A 16,128-nucleotide genomic window follows, 5' to 3' on the forward strand; every position below is an offset into this window, starting at 1 on the left:
AACTTGAGCCGATTCCTATTTTTTCCTTTTGCCGAAGAGCCGCTTAAAAAAGGCTTTTATTGAACGCCAGATTCTTACAAAAAATCCCGGATCTTTTAAGCGGTTAAGACGCGTAAAAGCATTTAAAAGTTCTTCATCCGAAAACTGCTGTCTTTGCACATTTTCTTCAATCTCGATATCGAGAGCAAGGCTTTCATCCTCTACGGAAAGAACTCTGGCTTCGATAGTTTTCCATCCCAGTTTTTTTGCGGCTTCCAATCTTCGTTGGCCAGCGATAAGAACCTTATTTTGATCTACAATAATCGGATTTAAAAGCCCTACGCGGTTTAGGCTCTCTGCCAGCTCTTCAATTTCTATAAATTCTTTTCTGGCTCTTTGCCTTATCTTTACTTCCTCTATAGGAATCTGCATAAGCCCCCCCCATAATCAAAGGATTTATTTTCCATACTCCTTTGACAGATTTTCCAACTGCATCATAAACTCATCTTTGGTTTTTGTCCAGTCCTCGGAGCTCATTTCGAGCACATTTACCCTGTCTTTAGGCATTTCTATTTTCTTTATAATCTTGTTAGTGATAACCATTTTTGAGTCAAGTTCAACGTTAAGGCTTCCCCCGCCCATTTCTTTAGGAGAATTTATGTTTATTTTATTAATGCCGAATTCCACAGTATCGGCACTCTTCTTATTAAAACTGCCGGAAACAGATGCCTCCATTATTTCCATCCTATTACCTTCATAGCCGTCATCCGAATATACGGGAATCATTTTTGGGAAAGCAAAATTCATTGAAGCCTTAAAATTATCGGACTGCTTTGTTTTATCTATCAGTATAGAATAATTTAGAGCTCCGAGTGTCAAATCTTCACTCATCGAATCATTAGCAGTAAGCCACATATTTATCATAAAATCGGCTTTATTTTCGTTTGATTCCCCCATGCTTGTAAATGTGATAATATGGGAAGAAGAATCTACATCACTAAAAAGTTCTATACTTGCAATTAAATTATTTAAAACATAATCATAGTCTTCAATTTCGTAGCTTAATTTAAGCAATGGTTTATCTGCTACAAAAACCGTAAACTCATCTTTCGCAATTAAGCCGTTTTTTACGATTATTTCTTCGGTAATGCGGAAGCCATCAGGGATAGTCATTTTTTCAGGCGAAATATTTTCTGAAAAACTATCCATTATTTCTTTTGTAAGAATATCTTCATACATGCTCAACATTAATTTTAAGCGGTTATCGTTTTTTAAGGCATACCAAATAAGAGAAGGAACTTGTTTTAGCTGTTCATTGTTAAAAGTAATTTCATATCCCGAATCGGTCTTTTTTATATCGGCTTTTTTATAAAGGGCTTTTTCGGCATTTAAATATCTTTTTTGTGAATGCCTATCAAGCTGCATTGTCATCATGTTTTTTATTTCGTTATACGAAAAATCCATATTAAAAAATGAAAAGAAAGATTTAGGGAAAATCAAGGCTAAAAATTTACCTATACCGTTTGACGGCAGATAAAATGTAGTGTCCTTTAAAAAAGGGCTGGCAGCTTCAATATTTTTATCGCCGAATTTCATAAGAAAAATAGGAAGATCGGACATTCCGGGGGCCGGACTTTTGATACCGTAAGAATAAAAAAGGGCTTTTTCCTTTTGGTCGTTAATAAAAGTAAAATTCAAACCGATGTTGTTTTTTATAAGATTCTCAATACCGGCCGCATCCAAAGGATTTTTATCAGCTTTACTGTTCTGAATGGTATTTTTAAAATCCTTAATGTGAGCATCAAATATTACAGAACCGTTTTTTTTCAGTTCACTGCTCATAAAATATTCATCGGAAAATTTCTTAATGGACTTTTCGGCTTTTTCCATGGATAATTTTTTTAATGCTATAATATCCTTTTCGTACCTATTTCCGCAAGAAACAAGGAATCCGGCAAAAATGCCGACAATGGTAAATAAAATAAAAGATTTAAAGTTTTTCATATAGTACCTCATAAAAAGCAGTATAAAAAATTATAGACTTTTTGTCAATACTACGTAGCTATATAACCATAAAACCTAAAATAATTCTTTTGTTAGAAGAAGTTCAGGGTCGGCTGGTATTTCATTTATGCGCAGCTCCCAATGCAGATGGGGACCGGTCGAAAAACCCGTACTCCCTATTTCTGCAATTTTTGTATTTTGTTTTACAAAATCTCCTTCTTTTATATAAATCTTATTTAGATGGTAGTATATCGTATAAACGGCGGGGGCATGTTCGATTATAATGGTCCAGCCTGTTACAATTCTATTTTCTGCAAGAACTATCTTGCCGTCGCCCGGTGCTGCTATTGGAGTGCCCGTTGGGGCAGGGTAGTCTATACCCCAGTGCCGGCTTGTTGAAGTTTTTCCGTCCGTGTATTTTGAGGTTCTTTTTTCGGCAAATGTGGAGCTTATTCTTTTTGCCGGAAAAGGCATTATAAAAGGTCCCCGCCAATAAAGGCTGTCAATATTTTGTTCTTTTATAATTTCGGCAAACCGATTCCGTTGTTCCGTTTTTTTAGGACTCTTATCTTGTAAAATTTTGGTGTTTTTTGCACTTAGATTCATTACAAATTCTTCAAATTCTTTTTCCGTAACATCAAAATCTTTGTCTTCTTCAAAAAGAGCTCCGCCGATTATAAAATGAGTTCTTATCTTCCATCTTCCGCATTTCCACCAGACTGCAACGGCTGCTAAAGCCGTCCATTCTTTTTCCGACTTATCTATCGGGAAGGCATTGATGGTTTGAATTTTTTTTTCTTCGGGGCTATAGATACTGATCCAAGCTTTTTCAATTTTTCTTACTGCCTTAAATCTTATATTAAAAAAGGATCCCAGTTCTCCTTTTTCAGGACTTGAAATAATATAAAGAGCCCTTTCCGTTTTTGCAGTATGCTCTTGGTCATTATTTTCCCTTCCTCCCCATGCAAAAAGGCCTAAGAAAAAACCAAAAAATAGCGGCCAAACTAAAATTCTTTTTTTTCGCATTTTAATCCGTTCTTTTTAAATCTTTGATAATCATTTTCGGCGTAACAGAGCCGTTAAAATAATTTTTAGACACATTGAATACTATATCGACATAATCTCCAATCTTAAATTCCTTACCCAGTTTTTCTGCCGCCTTCCAATAAAGAGCCGTCCATTTATACTTTCCGCATTCTAAATTAAAACGCAGATGCAGAGGTTCGGTTTTACCTATGATTGAGGCATTTAAGATTTTTGCTTTTTTTGTTAAAAAAATAAGAGCCGGAGAGCTGCATCCGTAGGGTTCAAACTTGTCAACTAAATTTAATATTTCAGGTTTTAAATATTCATGCGGAAGCTCGGCATCAACTACAATAGTTTCCGAATCTTCGGTGTTTTCAAATTTCATAGCTTGAGAAAAGTTCTTTAGCCTTTCTAAAAATTGAGACAGTTTGTTTTGTTCTATTCCGAAGCCTGCAGCAAAATCATGACCTCCGTAATCTAAAAAAAGCTCACTATATGGTTCTAAAAAGTCCAAGAGCCTGAATCCCCGTGCAGACCGTATTGAAGCAACGGCACTGCCGTCAGGCATCAGGCAGATGGCTAGGGCCGGAAGCTTAAAGTATTCGGCTAATTTTCCTGCAAGGATTCCTGTTATCCCCCTATGAAACTCGCCGCTTACGGCTACTACCAGTTTTTCGTTATATTCTTTTAAGCTCTCCTGTGCTAAGGGAAGGGCTATTTCCCATGCTCTGCTTCCTAAAGTTTTTCTCTCTTCATTCATTTTAAATATTTCTTGAGCTTTTGCTGTTCTATCGTTTGAGTCTTTGGCAAGAAAAAGCTCGATAGCCGTTTCAGGCCGTCCCATCCTGCCCGTTGCGTTTACCAGCGGAGAAATATTCCATGCGATATCTTCGGTGCCTATAGGAGAACCTAAAATTTTTTGTATTGCCATCAAGTCTACGAGGCCGAGACGGGGTTTTTTATTTATTTCTTTTAAGCCCTGTTTTACGATGATTCGGTTTTCTCCCTTTAACTCCATGAGATCTGCCAGCGTCGAAAGGGCGACAAGCTGAATTTCTGAGGCCTCCTGCTGACCGTAAAAGTTATTTTTTTGTTGAATAAATGTAATAAAAATATTTTTAAATGTATCAAGCTCAGACGGGGCTTCGGTAGAATATTTTCCGATTGTAGAAAATTCTTTTAAACGTAAAAGGCTCATGTCGGCCATCTTGGGGAAGTGTTTTGATATTTCCGGCTGAAAATCAAAAAAATTAAATTCTATTCCATTACCGAAAATATTTTTAAGCTGTTTTTTTTGTAAGGGAGCATCCCATACGAAGATTTGCTGCCCGCTTAAAAAATTTCCGAGCCTTGTTTCAGAAAAGGACAGCATGCCGGGGATGACCGTCTCGGTAATTTTAGCGGTTTGTACCATGTTTACGAGTTTTACTGCTTCAATTGAAAAAGCATCATTTACAGGCCGCACATTTAAAAGGCATACTTGCTGTTTGTAGAAGGGCTGCATCCCGAATCTAATCGCCGTTATCAGCTTCCATGCGGTTGCACAACCTGACAGATGTTCATAGGGATAACCGGAATCCGGTACCTTACAGTTTATTATAACGGCCGCATCCGGCAAATTTTCCTGAGGGGTGTGATGATCTACGACTATTACATCAATACCCAAGCTGTTAGCTTTTTCAATTTCTTTGAAGTTTGAGATTCCGCAGTCTACGGTTATTATAAGGGTGCCGTCCTGTTCGGCATGTTTTTCTACAGCTTCTATAGAAAGACCGTAGCTCTCATCGCCCGTAGGTATCCGCCATGATACATCAAGCCCCAGTTTGTTTAAGGCTTCATAGAGCAATGTCGTGCTTGTAATACCGTCTACATCACGGTCTCCAAAAATTAAAACTTTTTCGCCTTCTTCTTTAGCATTTAGAATGCGGTCTACGGCATCTTCCATATTTTTAAAAAGGAAGGGGCTGTGAAGGTAGCGCATATCATCTTCCAAGTAAAAGAGGATTTCTTCTCCTTCTATAATTCCACGCCTTACCAAGATTGCAGCAGTAAGAGGGTCACATCCATATTTTTTTTTTATTGCATTTACCAGTTCAGGTCCGATTTCTTTTTTTTGCCAGTTCATTGTTTACTCCGCATTAAGACTCATTTATTAAAGATCTTCTTGTTTAATAATTTTAAAAATGAGCTTTTCTTTTTGCGGAGATGTTTCGGAATATTCTATTGATTTTTTTAAAAGAGGTATTGCAGTAGAAAGAGATTCCTTATCTTTACCATAAACCATCATTATAAGATCTCCCTTTTTTACTTTGTCCCCCTTGTGTTTTAAAATTTCAATTCCGGCATCGGGGCATACAGGGTCTGTTGTTTTACTTCTTCCTACTCCAAGGTTTACTCCGGCCATTCCGACTTCAAAAGCATCTATGCTTCCAATAAAACCGTCTTTTTCGGCCCTTAGCTCTTCAAAGAATTTGCTGCGGCGGGTTTTATATTCGGTCATAAGGGTCTTTGAGTTGCCTCCTTGAAGTTCTATGTTTTGCATAAAAAGATCCAGTGCCCTGCCTGAGCTTACGGCCTCTTTTGCAAGAGAAAGCCCTTCTTCTTCCGTCTTTGCCTTTTCGCCTAAAATAAGCATATGAGCTGCAAGCTGCAATGTGAGTTCCGTACTGTCCTCAGGGCCTTGCCCCTTTAGTATATCTATTGTTTCTTCAATTTCTAAAAAGTTTCCGGCCATTATTCCAAGGGGTTCATTCATGTTTGTTATCAAGGCTCTAGCCTTTTTTCCCATAGCCTTGGCTGTGCCTACAAGGCTTATTGCTAAGGCCTCCGCATCGCTCAAGCTTTTCATAAAGGCTCCTTTTCCGCATTTTACATCGAAGACCAGGGCTTCGGAACCTTCTGCAACTTTTTTTGACAAAATACTTGAAGTAATAAGGGGGATTGATTCTACCGTAGCCGTAACATCCCGCATCGCATAAAGAAGGCGGTCTGCCGGTACAATTTCCTTTGTTTGGCCGGTCATAGCAAAACCTGTTTTTGATATAAAGTTTTTAAATTCGGATTCGCTTAGATTTGTCCTATATCCTGTAACGGATTCAAGCTTATCAAGGGTTCCGCCGGTATGACCTAGAGCTCGTCCGCTCATCATAGGCACCTTAATTCCGTTTGCCGCTACAATGGGAGCGAGAGGAAGAGAAAGCTTATCTCCAACCCCTCCCGTTGAATGTTTGTCGACAAATGGGCCTTGAAGTCCTGAAAGATCCATTGTTTTCCCCGAGTGAAGCATGACATCTGTGAGAATAGCTGTTTCCTCAAAGCTCATTCCATTAAAATAAACGGCCATCAGCCATGCCGAAATTTGGTACTCGGGTATTTCTCCCCTTACATAAGAATTTACGATGAACTCTATTTCTTTGCGGTTTAAGGGTTCTAAGGGATGCCCCTTAATTCCGCGTTTTTTCATAATAATATCTGCAGCTCTCATGTGTTACTCCTTTCATATTGATATTATTATGAAAGAGGATAAATGTCAAGCCTAAATATTTTCAAGCATGATACGGGTTTTGCTCTTTCGTTTTGCTGTTCAGGTTTAGAGTTTTAAATTATCTTGACATGTAAATAAACCCGAGCAAGAGTAAAAAGATTCCGGCAAAAAGAAAGACGGGATAAAAAATGCCTATTGCAGCGATACTGCTGCCGATAAGCATTCCTATCGGAGAAGATATTTGAATCAGCACGGTATTAAAGGCAAAAAATCTTCCTGAGAATTCGGGCCGTACTTTTTTTTGGTAAAGGCTTGTTACATAGACATTAAAAACTCCCATACTGAAACCTGCAAGCAGGGCGGATGAGCTGATAATACCGCCGAGTAAGATTATATTAAATAAAAAGTTGTTTTCTTTTAAAAACCAAAAGTAAAAACCTAAAATCAAAAAAGAAAAGGCCGGCAAAACCAAAGCAAAAAATTTTATATTTTTACCGGAAACCTTTCGAGAAGCAAGGCTGCCCAGTATATTTCCTATTCCTAAGCCGAAAAAAACAATTGTTGAAAGAAGAGCTAAAAAAGATTTTTCATCTTTTAAAAATTTATTTAGAAAAGGAAAAGTCGACTGCCAATTAAACATAAAAACCGTCTTAAACTGATAGGTCAGTATGTTCGAAAAAATCGGTGTACAAAAAAAGTTTAAGCATGAAGCCAATAATGCAAATCTTAAAAGTTCTTTTTCGCTTAAAACATAGCGGTATCCGTCGAAGATTTTTTTTAACTTTGACTCCGCTTTTTTTTGCTCATCTTTATTTTTAAAATCGTAACGAATAAAAATCTCGGATAGGGCGGATATAAAAAAAGTTATGGCATTTATTAAAATACAGACCTCACAGCCTAAGAGCATCACAAGCCCCGCAGCAAAGATTACGGCCAGCATCGAAATTAAGCTCTTACTCATTTCCAAAACCGAATTAGCTTTTTTTAAATTTTCTTTATTTATTATTTCGGGCAAAATTGCCCTGCTCGACGGCTTAAAGATGGACAGGCAAAAACCTTGCAAAACACTTATAAGGCAAAACAAAAATACCTTTAACTTAAAATCCAAATTTAAAAGAATCAAAAATAGAATAAAAATATTTAAAACAAATTGAGCCGAGTCGCTTAAGTATAAAATCTTCTTTTTGTTAAAGCTGTCTACGATTGAACCCGAAAAAAGAGAAAAAACAATTCTTGAAAATTTGGCTGCAGAATATACAAGGGCAAAATTTATAGGATTATCTGTTTGAAGGGCGACCCAGATAGAAATAGCTACGCTTCCTATCTCATCGCCTATCAGCGAGATGCCCGCATATTTGCAAAAGAGAGGTAATAAACATGTTACTAGCCGAATATGATTATGATACAGACATCGCAGTACAGAGAGCTGAAGAAAGACAAATAGCTTTTGCCGAAGGTTCATACCAAAAAGCTCTTGAAACGGCACGGATTTTAAAACAGCTTGGGGCTTCCGTAAAAAAGATAATGCAAGCTACCGGTCTAACTCAAGAAGAAGTCGAAAATATTTGAAACGCCTGCGGCAATTTTTGAATAGTCTTTTTGCAAATAGCCGGAGCAGATTCAAAAAACCGCAACGCCCGCAAAGCGTTGAGCTTCGCTCAACTTCGCAGAGGATTATAAAAGGATGTCTTACAAAGACTCCCTTAAACCTCTTTGCGCTCTTAGCATCTTTGCGGTTAAATAAAAAGAAACCGCCAAGTCCGCAAGGAACGCCAAGGGAAAATAAAAGAATATGTCATCAAAACCTCATCAAAATTCCTTTGCCGATCTTAGCATCTCTGCGGTTAAATAAAAAAACTTGAGAAAATTTCCCAAAACATTGAAATCCGCATAAAAACGGGCTATAATGTAAATAATGATAGAAAAACGCTTGAAAAGCACCGACAGCAGCTACAAACATTCTCATCAACTTCGCAAAGGAATAATCGGAATATCTTACAGATTGAGACAGGTCAATTCAAAATGAATAGGGGAGGAACGGCACTTTTTCGGATAAAAGTTTGAATTACAAATTACACATTACCAATTACCAATTGAGTTACAAATTAAAAATTGAAAAGATTTTAGCAGGAGGAGTCTATGAAGTTTAGAACACACAACAAAAAGAAAAGAGTCGCGGCTCTCATCACAGCCGCAACTTTAACACTGGCACTGCTGTTTACCGGCTGCCCGAACAACGCGGGAGGCGGAGGCAGTTCGACCGTCAACATCACCGTAAAAGGGAATGCGAACGTCAATGTGCCGTCGAAGCCGGTTGCGGTACTGAAGGGTGCCAAGTGGGCGGAAGTGAAGTCGACGGTCAAAAGCAAGGTCAGTACTCAAACGGGTTTTTTGATTGTCTCGTGGCATTTGGGTGCTGACGAAAGTGCGCCGGAACTGAAAGACACGGACGTGTTTGTTAAAGACACCACCGTGTTCGTCAAATCGCGGGCGAACTTACCCGACTTAAGCCCCATACAGGGCTCAGGAACACAAGTCAAAATCACCTTCGGCGTAACGCCTGAGGGAGGCGGTTCCATACTGGGGCCGAACCCTATCAGCGTGAACAAAAACACGCCGTGGGCACCCCTGCTCAAAGCCTATGCCGAAGCCGCGCTCAAAGTGAACTACGGCTTTCAGTGTAACGGATGGAAAAAGGACGGCAACCCGGTAAACGATACCTACACCTTCGACGGCGACACAACCATCCTTGCCGAGCTGAAAGACATGCGCATTTACTTGACGGTTAAAGGCGACAGCAACGTTACCGTCAACAACCCGACGGGAACGATTGTCATTAAAAGCGGGGCAAAGTGGCAGAGCATTAAAGGAACCGTTGCCGCCAAAGTAAGCGTGAACAAACCAAACTACGTCATAACCAAGTGGCACCTCGGAACGGGCGCAAGCGACCCTGTGCTGACCGACGAGTACGAGTTCAAAAAAGAGGACGGACAAAACCGCACCGTCTATGCCGAAACGGTCGGATCTACCGTCAACATCACCGTAAAAGGCGATGAGCACATAGACCTGCCGGCAGAACCGGTTGCGGTACTGAAGGGTGCCAAGTGGGCGGAAGCGAAGTCGACGGTTCAAGGCAAGGTCAGTGCAAAAACGGGCTGGCTTTTGGACACGTGGCACTTGGGCGAGGACGAAAGCGCACCGGAGCTTAAAGACACGGACACGTTTATCAAAGACACTACCGTGTTCGTCAAATCGCGGGCGAACTTACCCGACTTAAGCCCCATACAGGGCTCAGGAACACAAGTCAAAATCACTTTCGGCGTAACGCCTGCGGGAGGAGGCGCCATACTGGGGCCGAACCCTATCAGCGTAAACAAAAACACGCCGTGGAACCCCCTGCTTAAAGACTATGCCGCAGCTGCGCTCAAAGTGAGCCAGGGCTACGAGCTGACGGGCTGGAAAAAGAACGGCACACTGCTTGACGACACATTCAGCTTTGATGACGATGCGAACATCTTTGCCGAGCTGGAAGACCGGCGTATTTACCTGACGGTTACCGGCGACAGCAACGTTACCGTCAACAACCCGACGGAAACGATTGTCATTAAAAGCGGGACAAAGTGGCAGAGCATTAAAGAAACCGTTGCCGCCAAAGTAACGGTGAACGACCCGACAAACTACGCCATAACCGCGTGGCACCTCGGAACGGGCGCAAGCGATCCCGTGCTGACCGACGACTACGAGTTCAAAAAAGAGGACGGACAAAACCGCACCGTCTATGCCGAAACGGGCGATAAGCGCATAACGGTTACCGTAAAATACGGCAAACCGGGCACGAAAAACCCGCTTACGGCAGGCACAATAACCGTGTTCGACGGCAAAAAGTGGAGCGAGGTAAAAGTGCAGGCTCAAAATACGCTGCCCTCATCCGCGCTTACTTCCGGGTCGAAAGTCTTAAAATGGCAGTGGGACGATGCAAACGGGCAGGAGATAAGCGCCAACTATACCTTTAAGGCAAGCGGCGGGTCGCGTACCGTGTATGCGTCTATCAGCAGGCCGAACATAACGTATGAACTAGCTTTTGGGGGTTAAAAGCTGGAGTTTTACGCTCCGGAAAACGGCACCGTTAGAAAATGCAAATCTTGGCTGTATAAAATTCCTGCAGTAACAAACGGCACTATCGGACAGAACTATTTTCATAACAACAAGGAGCATCAGGTAAGTTTGGATGCCTACTGGATGGGAGAAGAGGAAGTAACGCAGCAACTGTACGAACTGGTAATGGGTACAAACCCGAGCCACTTTAAAGGCTCGCTCTACCCGCCTGAAACAGGTGAAATACAGGAGCAGCGTCCGGTAGAATATGTCAACTGGTATGACTGCATTGCCTTTTGCAACGAGCTGACGCGCTGTTGTTCCACTTTGAAAGAAAGCGAATGCGTATATACGGTTGGGGGGCATACCTACACCGTACAGGACGCACAGCAAAAAAAAGAGCCTGCGATGAACAGGAGCAAAAAAGGCTTCCGATTGCCCACCGAAGCCGAATGGGAATGGGCAGCCCAAGGCGGCTCTGCGCGGCAGACCTATGCCGGAACAAACAATCAAAACGAGCTTGGAAAATATGCGTGGTACGGCTTGCAAAACGGCGGCAACAGCGGCAAAAAAACCCACCAAGGACGCAGGAAGGACGTTAATGCCCTTTGGTCCTTCTACGATATGAACGGCAACGTTTCCGAATGGTGCTGGGACTGGTATAAGAATGAAACGCCTACAGGCGGAACTAACCCGACCGGACCGGCGTCAGGCATCAAGCGCGTTTGTCGCGGCGGCGGCTGTTATAGCGTTACTACGTCTTATGATCAGTACGAGTGTGCATTTCGGGACTACGATGACCCTGCTGAAAGTTACCAGTTCTATTATAAGGGCTTACGCATAGTGTGCAGGGATTAGTTCAATGGGTAATGTGTAATGGATAATTCAATGGATAATGTGTAATGGTTAATTGGTAATTTCAATGGTTAATGTGTAATTGGTAATTTAATTACAAATTACACATTACCAATTACAAATTGAGTTACCAATTACAAATTGATAAAATGAAGACCGATAACGTTATTGTTGATAAGTCGAAGGCGTTTGCGTTAAAGGTAATCGCCTTGTACAAAAAGCTCTGCGATAAGAACCGCGAATTCGTTATGTCGAAGCAGCTTTTAAAAAGCGGAACGAGTATCGGAGCAAACATTAAAGAAGCCGAGCAGGGACAAAGCAAGGCGGACTTTTATGCAAAGCTCTATATCGCGCTCAAAGAGGCAAGCGAAACGGAATATTGGCTGGAGCTTTTACACGAAAGCGGGTATATCGGCGAGGAAGACTTTTGTGCAATCTACCGAGACTGCCAAGAAATCATCAAAATCCTCGTCGCTATAACGAAACACAGGAATAATGGGTAATGGGTAATGGGTAATGGATAATGGATAATGTGTAATTGGTAATTGGTAATTTAATTACAAATTACACATTACAAATTACACATTACCAATTACCAATTGATAACAAGGAGGGCTTTTATGGCAAAGAAGAAATTCGTGTGGGAAGTGTATTTGCGTCCGAATACGCTCACAAAGGACAATGACCGCGATTGTATCGCCGACGTTCATGCGCATGTTTCAACGCAGCATAACGAAGACATTGCGGACATTATCACCAAGGAACGAAGCGAGTTCCGCAAAGAAACCATCTTGAGCATCCTCGGTTTGCGCGATAAAGCGGTCAAAGACCTTATTCAGCAGGGAGCGGCCTTTATGGACGGACTCGTGCAAATCAGTCCGCGCGTATCGGGCGTGTGGGAAACGGAGAACTCCGCCTACGACGAAAAAATCCACAAGAGGACGGTTGACCTTATCCCGACCGCCGACCTGCGCACGGCGCTCGACGCAATCGGCGTAAAAGTGCTCGGCGCAAAGGAAGAAAGCGCCCGCATCACGGCGATCACCGATACGGCTACCGGCTTAAACGACGGCACGCTCACCATCGGGGACGACATCATAATAGAAGGCGACAAGCTCAAAGTGGACGAAAAGGACGCTCAACAGGGCGTGTTCTTTAAAGCCGCCGACGGCACGGAACACAAAACAACGAGGCGCCTGTCGGTCAACAAGCCCGGCCAAATCATCGCGCGCGTACCGCAAGCGCTTCCGGCAGGAAAGGTAACGGTCATCGTGCGCACAAAGTATTCGGCAGGGGCAATTCCGCTTAAAACCCTGCGCGAAATCGTCTACGGCTACCCGTGCACGGCAAAAACATAGGCGTATCAAAGGCTCTTTGTACGCCGTATCAAAGGTTCTTTGTACGCTCTATCAAAGGGTCTTTGTACGAGCGAGCAAAGGGTCTTTGATAATGGGGAGTTCAATGGATAATTGGTAATTGGTAATTGGTAATTGCCTTAATTACAAATTAAAAATTGAAAAGACTTTAGCAGGAGGAGTCTATGAAGTTTAGAACACACAACAAAAAGAAAAGAGTCGTGGCGCTCATTATAGCCGCATTTTTGGCAGTTGCTCTGCTGTTTACCGCATGCCCGAACAACGCGGGAGGCGGAGGCAGTTCGACCGTCAACATCACCGTAAAAGGGAATGCGAACGTCAATGTGCCGTCGAAGCCGGTTGCGGTACTGAAGGGTGCCAAGTGGGCGGAAGTGAAGTCGACGGTCAAAAGCAAGGTCAGTACTCAAACGGGTTTTTTGATTGTCTCGTGGCATTTGGGTGCTGACGAAAGTGCGCCGGAACTGAAAGACACGGACGTGTTTGTTAAAGACACCACCGTGTTCGTCAAATCGCGGGCGAACTTACCCGACTTAAGCCCCATACAGGGCTCAGGAACACAAGTCAAAATCACCTTTGCCGTAACGCCTGAGGGAGGCGGTTCCATACTGGGGCCGAACCCGATCAGCGTCAACAAGGGAACCCGTTGGAATTCGGTTCTTAAAGCCTATGCCGAAGCCGCGCTCAAAGTGAACTACGGCTTTCAGTGTAACGGATGGAAAAAGGACGGCAACCCGGTAAACGATACCTACACCTTCGACGGCGACACAACCATCCTTGCCGAGCTGAAAGACATGCGCATTTACTTGACGGTTAAAGGCGACAGCAACGTTACCGTCAACAACCCGACGGAAACGATTGTCATTAAAAGCGGGGTAAAGTGGCAGAGCATTAAAGGAACCGTTGCCGCCAAAGTAAGCGTGAACAAACCAAACTACGTCATAACCAAGTGGCACCGCGGAACGGGCGCAAGCGATCCCGTGCTGACCGACGAGTACGAGTTCAAAAAAGACGACGGACAAGACCGCACCGTCTATGCCGAAACGGTCGGATCTACCGTCAACATCACCGTAAAAGGCGATGAGCACATAGACCTGCCGGCAGAACCGGTTGCGGTACTGAAGGGTGCCAAGTGGGCGGAAGCGAAGTCGACGGTTCAAGGCAAGGTCAGTGCAAAGACGGGCTGGCTTTTGGACACGTGGCACTTGGGCGAGGACGAAAGCGCACCGGAGCTTGAAGACACGGACACGTTTATCAAAGACACTACCGTGTTCGTCAAATCGCGGGCGAACTTACCCGACTTAAGCCCCATACAGGGCTCAGGAACACAAGTCAAAATCACCTTCGGCGTAACGCCTGAGGGAGGCGGTTCCATACTGGGGCCGAACCCGATCAGCGTCAACAAGGGAACCCGTTGGAATTCGGTTCTTAAAGACTATGCGGCAGCTGCGCTCAAAGTGCACTACGGTTTTCAGTGTAACGGATGGAAAAAGAACGGCAATACGGTGAACGATACCTACACCTTCGACGACGACACAACCATCTTTGCCGATATGGAAGACCTGCGCATTAACATCACCGTAAGGGGCGACAGCAACGTGAGCGTACCGGACAGCACGCCGCTTGTCGTTCTGAGCGGAAGAAAGTGGCAGGACATAAAAGAGCAGGCCGCAGGCAGGATACAGGTCAGCGATCCTTCAAATATTGCCGTAACCGCATGGCATCGGGGAGAAAGCGAAAGTGCTCCTGTGTTGACCGACGAATACGAGTTTAAAAAAACCGAGGGGCAAAACCGCACCGTCTTTGCCAAAACGGGCGACCGGCGCATTACGCTTACCGTTACATACGGTTCAGGCTCGGGCACACCGGCGACCGCCGGTACTATCACCATATACGACGGTGATGAGTGGCACAACGTACAAAAGCAGGTTGCACCGCTGGTAAGCGTTCCCGAAGACCACTCCATACACTGGTATTTGGATAATGCAGGCGGGGAGCTTATAAACTTTTTCTATACGTTTAAAGCAAGCGACGGGAATGCGCGCACGGTGTATGCCAGAATATCGCCGCCCATAGAGCTTACCGTTACATACGGCAGGATTACGGGGGCAACGGTAACGCTCGGCACCGGAACCGCAAAGCACCGCGAGTTGTGGTACTTCGTACAAAACCGGCTTAAGGATAAGTATCCTCTTTTGTCTAATACGGAGGTGGAATGGCATTGGAATGATAAAAACGGAGCGCTTATAAGCGGTACCTATATGTTAGATGCCGGCAACGTGCCGTCGAACACGGTGTATGCGTTTGTCAGACCTAAAATAATTACGTATTACGGCGGACTGAGGTATCGTGCACCGATAGGCTCTAACGGTTCGTATGAAGATTACGATATGAAAAAGATAGACGCGGTAACAAACGGCACTGTCGGAGGCTTGAACGACCCCCGCATAAACGTCTACAACAATGTGCATAAGGTCAGTTTAACCGCCTATCGGATAGGCACAACGGAAGTTACGCAAGAGTTGTACGAGTTGGTAATGGCACACAATCCGAGTTACTTTCAGGGCAGCTCACATCCGACTGCATCAGGCGAGAGCCAAGAAAAGCGCCCGGTAGAAAAGGTAAGCTGGTTTGATGCGGTAGCTTTTTGCAACGAGCTTACGCGCTGTTGTTACTCTTTGGGAGAAGCGCAATGCGTGTATACCTATAACGGGCATACCTACACGGTAGAAGACGCACAGGATAAAAAAGTGCCGGTCATGGATATGAGCAAAAAAGGTTTCCGATTGCCCACCGAAGCCGAATGGGAATGGGCGGCGCAAGGCGGCAGTGCACGGCAGAAATGGGCGGGCACGAGCTTCCCAGACGAAGTTGTAACCTGTGCGTGGTACGATAAAAACAGCTACGGCCTAACGCACCACGTGGGAAGGCTGAAGAAAAACCTATTCGGTCTTTTTGACATGTCGGGCAACGTATGGGAATGGTGCTGGGATTGGTACAGCGACCCTCTGCCTGAAAACAGTACAGACCCCACCGGATCGACTTCGGGGCCTGGGCGCATCAAACGCGGCGGCAGCTACGCTCAGCACATCGTCAAGCACGACCCTGAAGGTTGCCGTTGTGCGTATCGCTACCTTCAAGAGCCCGACGAGAACAACAAGAATACCGGCTTTCGCATAGTGTGCAGGTATGAGTTTTAGGCTTTCCGCCTAAAACATCGCACGCGTGGAACCACCGCACATCCTGTGCGGTTAAGCCAAAAGCGGACAGGACGCCCGTTGGTTCCATATTTACGACGTTTTGCCGTAAGGC

11 protein-coding genes and 1 pseudogene are annotated in these 16,128 nt (G+C 43.9%); 6 read left to right on the plus strand and 6 right to left on the minus strand.

Annotated elements, in window-relative coordinates; genetic code table 11:
• Positions 1–15: 15 nt before the first annotated feature.
• From E4N78_RS04085 to E4N78_RS04110, 6 genes are all read right to left on the minus strand, one after another.
• Positions 16–411, minus strand: coding sequence for a ParB N-terminal domain-containing protein (locus tag E4N78_RS04085; protein WP_255811786.1), 396 nt, complete (start codon positions 409–411; stop codon positions 16–18).
• A gap of 24 nt (positions 412–435) precedes the next feature.
• Entirely contained in the window at positions 436–1,983 is a 1,548-nt protein-coding gene (locus E4N78_RS04090; RefSeq protein ID WP_255811787.1) for a hypothetical protein, read from the minus strand.
• Positions 1,984–2,058: 75 nt separating this feature from the next.
• Positions 2,059–3,009: a M23 family metallopeptidase gene (locus tag E4N78_RS04095; protein ID WP_255811788.1), complete on the minus strand. Its 951-nt coding sequence runs from the start codon at positions 3,007–3,009 to the stop codon at positions 2,059–2,061.
• Position 3,010: 1 nt separating this feature from the next.
• Positions 3,011–5,134: a single-stranded-DNA-specific exonuclease RecJ gene (gene recJ, locus E4N78_RS04100; RefSeq protein WP_255811789.1), complete on the minus strand. Its 2,124-nt coding sequence runs from the start codon at positions 5,132–5,134 to the stop codon at positions 3,011–3,013.
• A 27-nt stretch (positions 5,135–5,161) separates the two neighbouring features.
• Positions 5,162–6,493: a thymidine phosphorylase gene (locus tag E4N78_RS04105; RefSeq protein ID WP_255811790.1), complete on the minus strand. Its 1,332-nt coding sequence runs from the start codon at positions 6,491–6,493 to the stop codon at positions 5,162–5,164.
• Positions 6,494–6,611: 118 nt separating this feature from the next.
• Positions 6,612–7,955 carry an MFS transporter gene (locus E4N78_RS04110; protein WP_255811791.1) on the minus strand — a complete coding sequence of 448 codons (1,344 nt, stop codon included), beginning with the start codon at positions 7,953–7,955 and terminating at the stop codon, positions 6,612–6,614.
• Here E4N78_RS04110 and E4N78_RS04115 point away from each other — a divergent pair.
• The 6 genes and pseudogenes from E4N78_RS04115 to E4N78_RS13805 form a co-directional block, all read left to right on the plus strand.
• A pseudogene (locus E4N78_RS04115) lies at positions 7,856–8,062 on the plus strand (hypothetical protein); the annotation flags it as partial. The gene E4N78_RS04110 and the pseudogene E4N78_RS04115 overlap by 100 nt on opposite strands.
• Before the next feature lie 570 nt (positions 8,063–8,632).
• The gene (locus E4N78_RS04120; protein ID WP_255811792.1) at positions 8,633–10,585 is read left to right on the plus strand and encodes a hypothetical protein; all 1,953 of its coding nucleotides are present in this window, start codon (positions 8,633–8,635) and stop codon (positions 10,583–10,585) included.
• A gap of 87 nt (positions 10,586–10,672) precedes the next feature.
• The gene (locus tag E4N78_RS04125) at positions 10,673–11,446 is read left to right on the plus strand and encodes a formylglycine-generating enzyme family protein (protein ID WP_255812315.1); all 774 of its coding nucleotides are present in this window, start codon (positions 10,673–10,675) and stop codon (positions 11,444–11,446) included.
• A gap of 146 nt (positions 11,447–11,592) precedes the next feature.
• Positions 11,593–11,946, plus strand: a complete 354-nt coding sequence (locus E4N78_RS04130) for a four helix bundle protein (RefSeq protein ID WP_255811793.1) — start codon at positions 11,593–11,595, stop codon at positions 11,944–11,946.
• A gap of 117 nt (positions 11,947–12,063) precedes the next feature.
• Positions 12,064–12,801 (plus strand): DUF4469 domain-containing protein, encoded by a 738-nt coding sequence (locus E4N78_RS04135; RefSeq protein ID WP_255811794.1) that lies wholly within the window; start codon positions 12,064–12,066, stop codon positions 12,799–12,801.
• A 182-nt stretch (positions 12,802–12,983) separates the two neighbouring features.
• Complete coding sequence (locus E4N78_RS13805; RefSeq protein WP_370645010.1) at positions 12,984–16,016, plus strand: formylglycine-generating enzyme family protein; 3,033 nt, start codon at positions 12,984–12,986, stop codon at positions 16,014–16,016.
• Positions 16,017–16,128: the final 112 nt, after the last annotated feature.

Origin of the sequence: Treponema denticola, from assembly GCF_024400535.1 — a bacterium.
Classification (GTDB): Bacteria; Spirochaetota; Spirochaetia; order Treponematales; family Treponemataceae; genus Treponema_B; species Treponema_B denticola_C.

What these genes read in the sequence shown, in the direction of transcription:
- E4N78_RS04120 (WP_255811792.1), top strand. Translation starts at nt 8,633, where the DNA reads ATGAAGTTTAGAACACACAACAAAAAGAAAAGAGTCGCGGCTCTCATC.
- E4N78_RS13805 (WP_370645010.1), top strand. Translation starts at nt 12,984, where the DNA reads ATGAAGTTTAGAACACACAACAAAAAGAAAAGAGTCGTGGCGCTCATT.
- E4N78_RS04090 (WP_255811787.1), bottom strand. Translation starts at nt 1,983, where the DNA reads ATGAAAAACTTTAAATCTTTTATTTTATTTACCATTGTCGGCATTTTT.
- E4N78_RS04085 (WP_255811786.1), bottom strand. Translation starts at nt 411, where the DNA reads ATGCAGATTCCTATAGAGGAAGTAAAGATAAGGCAAAGAGCCAGAAAA.
- recJ (WP_255811789.1), bottom strand. Translation starts at nt 5,134, where the DNA reads ATGAACTGGCAAAAAAAAGAAATCGGACCTGAACTGGTAAATGCAATA.
- E4N78_RS04110 (WP_255811791.1), bottom strand. Translation starts at nt 7,955, where the DNA reads ATGAACCTTCGGCAAAAGCTATTTGTCTTTCTTCAGCTCTCTGTACTG.
- E4N78_RS04105 (WP_255811790.1), bottom strand. Translation starts at nt 6,493, where the DNA reads ATGAGAGCTGCAGATATTATTATGAAAAAACGCGGAATTAAGGGGCAT.
- E4N78_RS04095 (WP_255811788.1), bottom strand. Translation starts at nt 3,009, where the DNA reads ATGCGAAAAAAAAGAATTTTAGTTTGGCCGCTATTTTTTGGTTTTTTC.
- E4N78_RS04130 (WP_255811793.1), top strand. Translation starts at nt 11,593, where the DNA reads ATGAAGACCGATAACGTTATTGTTGATAAGTCGAAGGCGTTTGCGTTA.
- E4N78_RS04135 (WP_255811794.1), top strand. Translation starts at nt 12,064, where the DNA reads ATGGCAAAGAAGAAATTCGTGTGGGAAGTGTATTTGCGTCCGAATACG.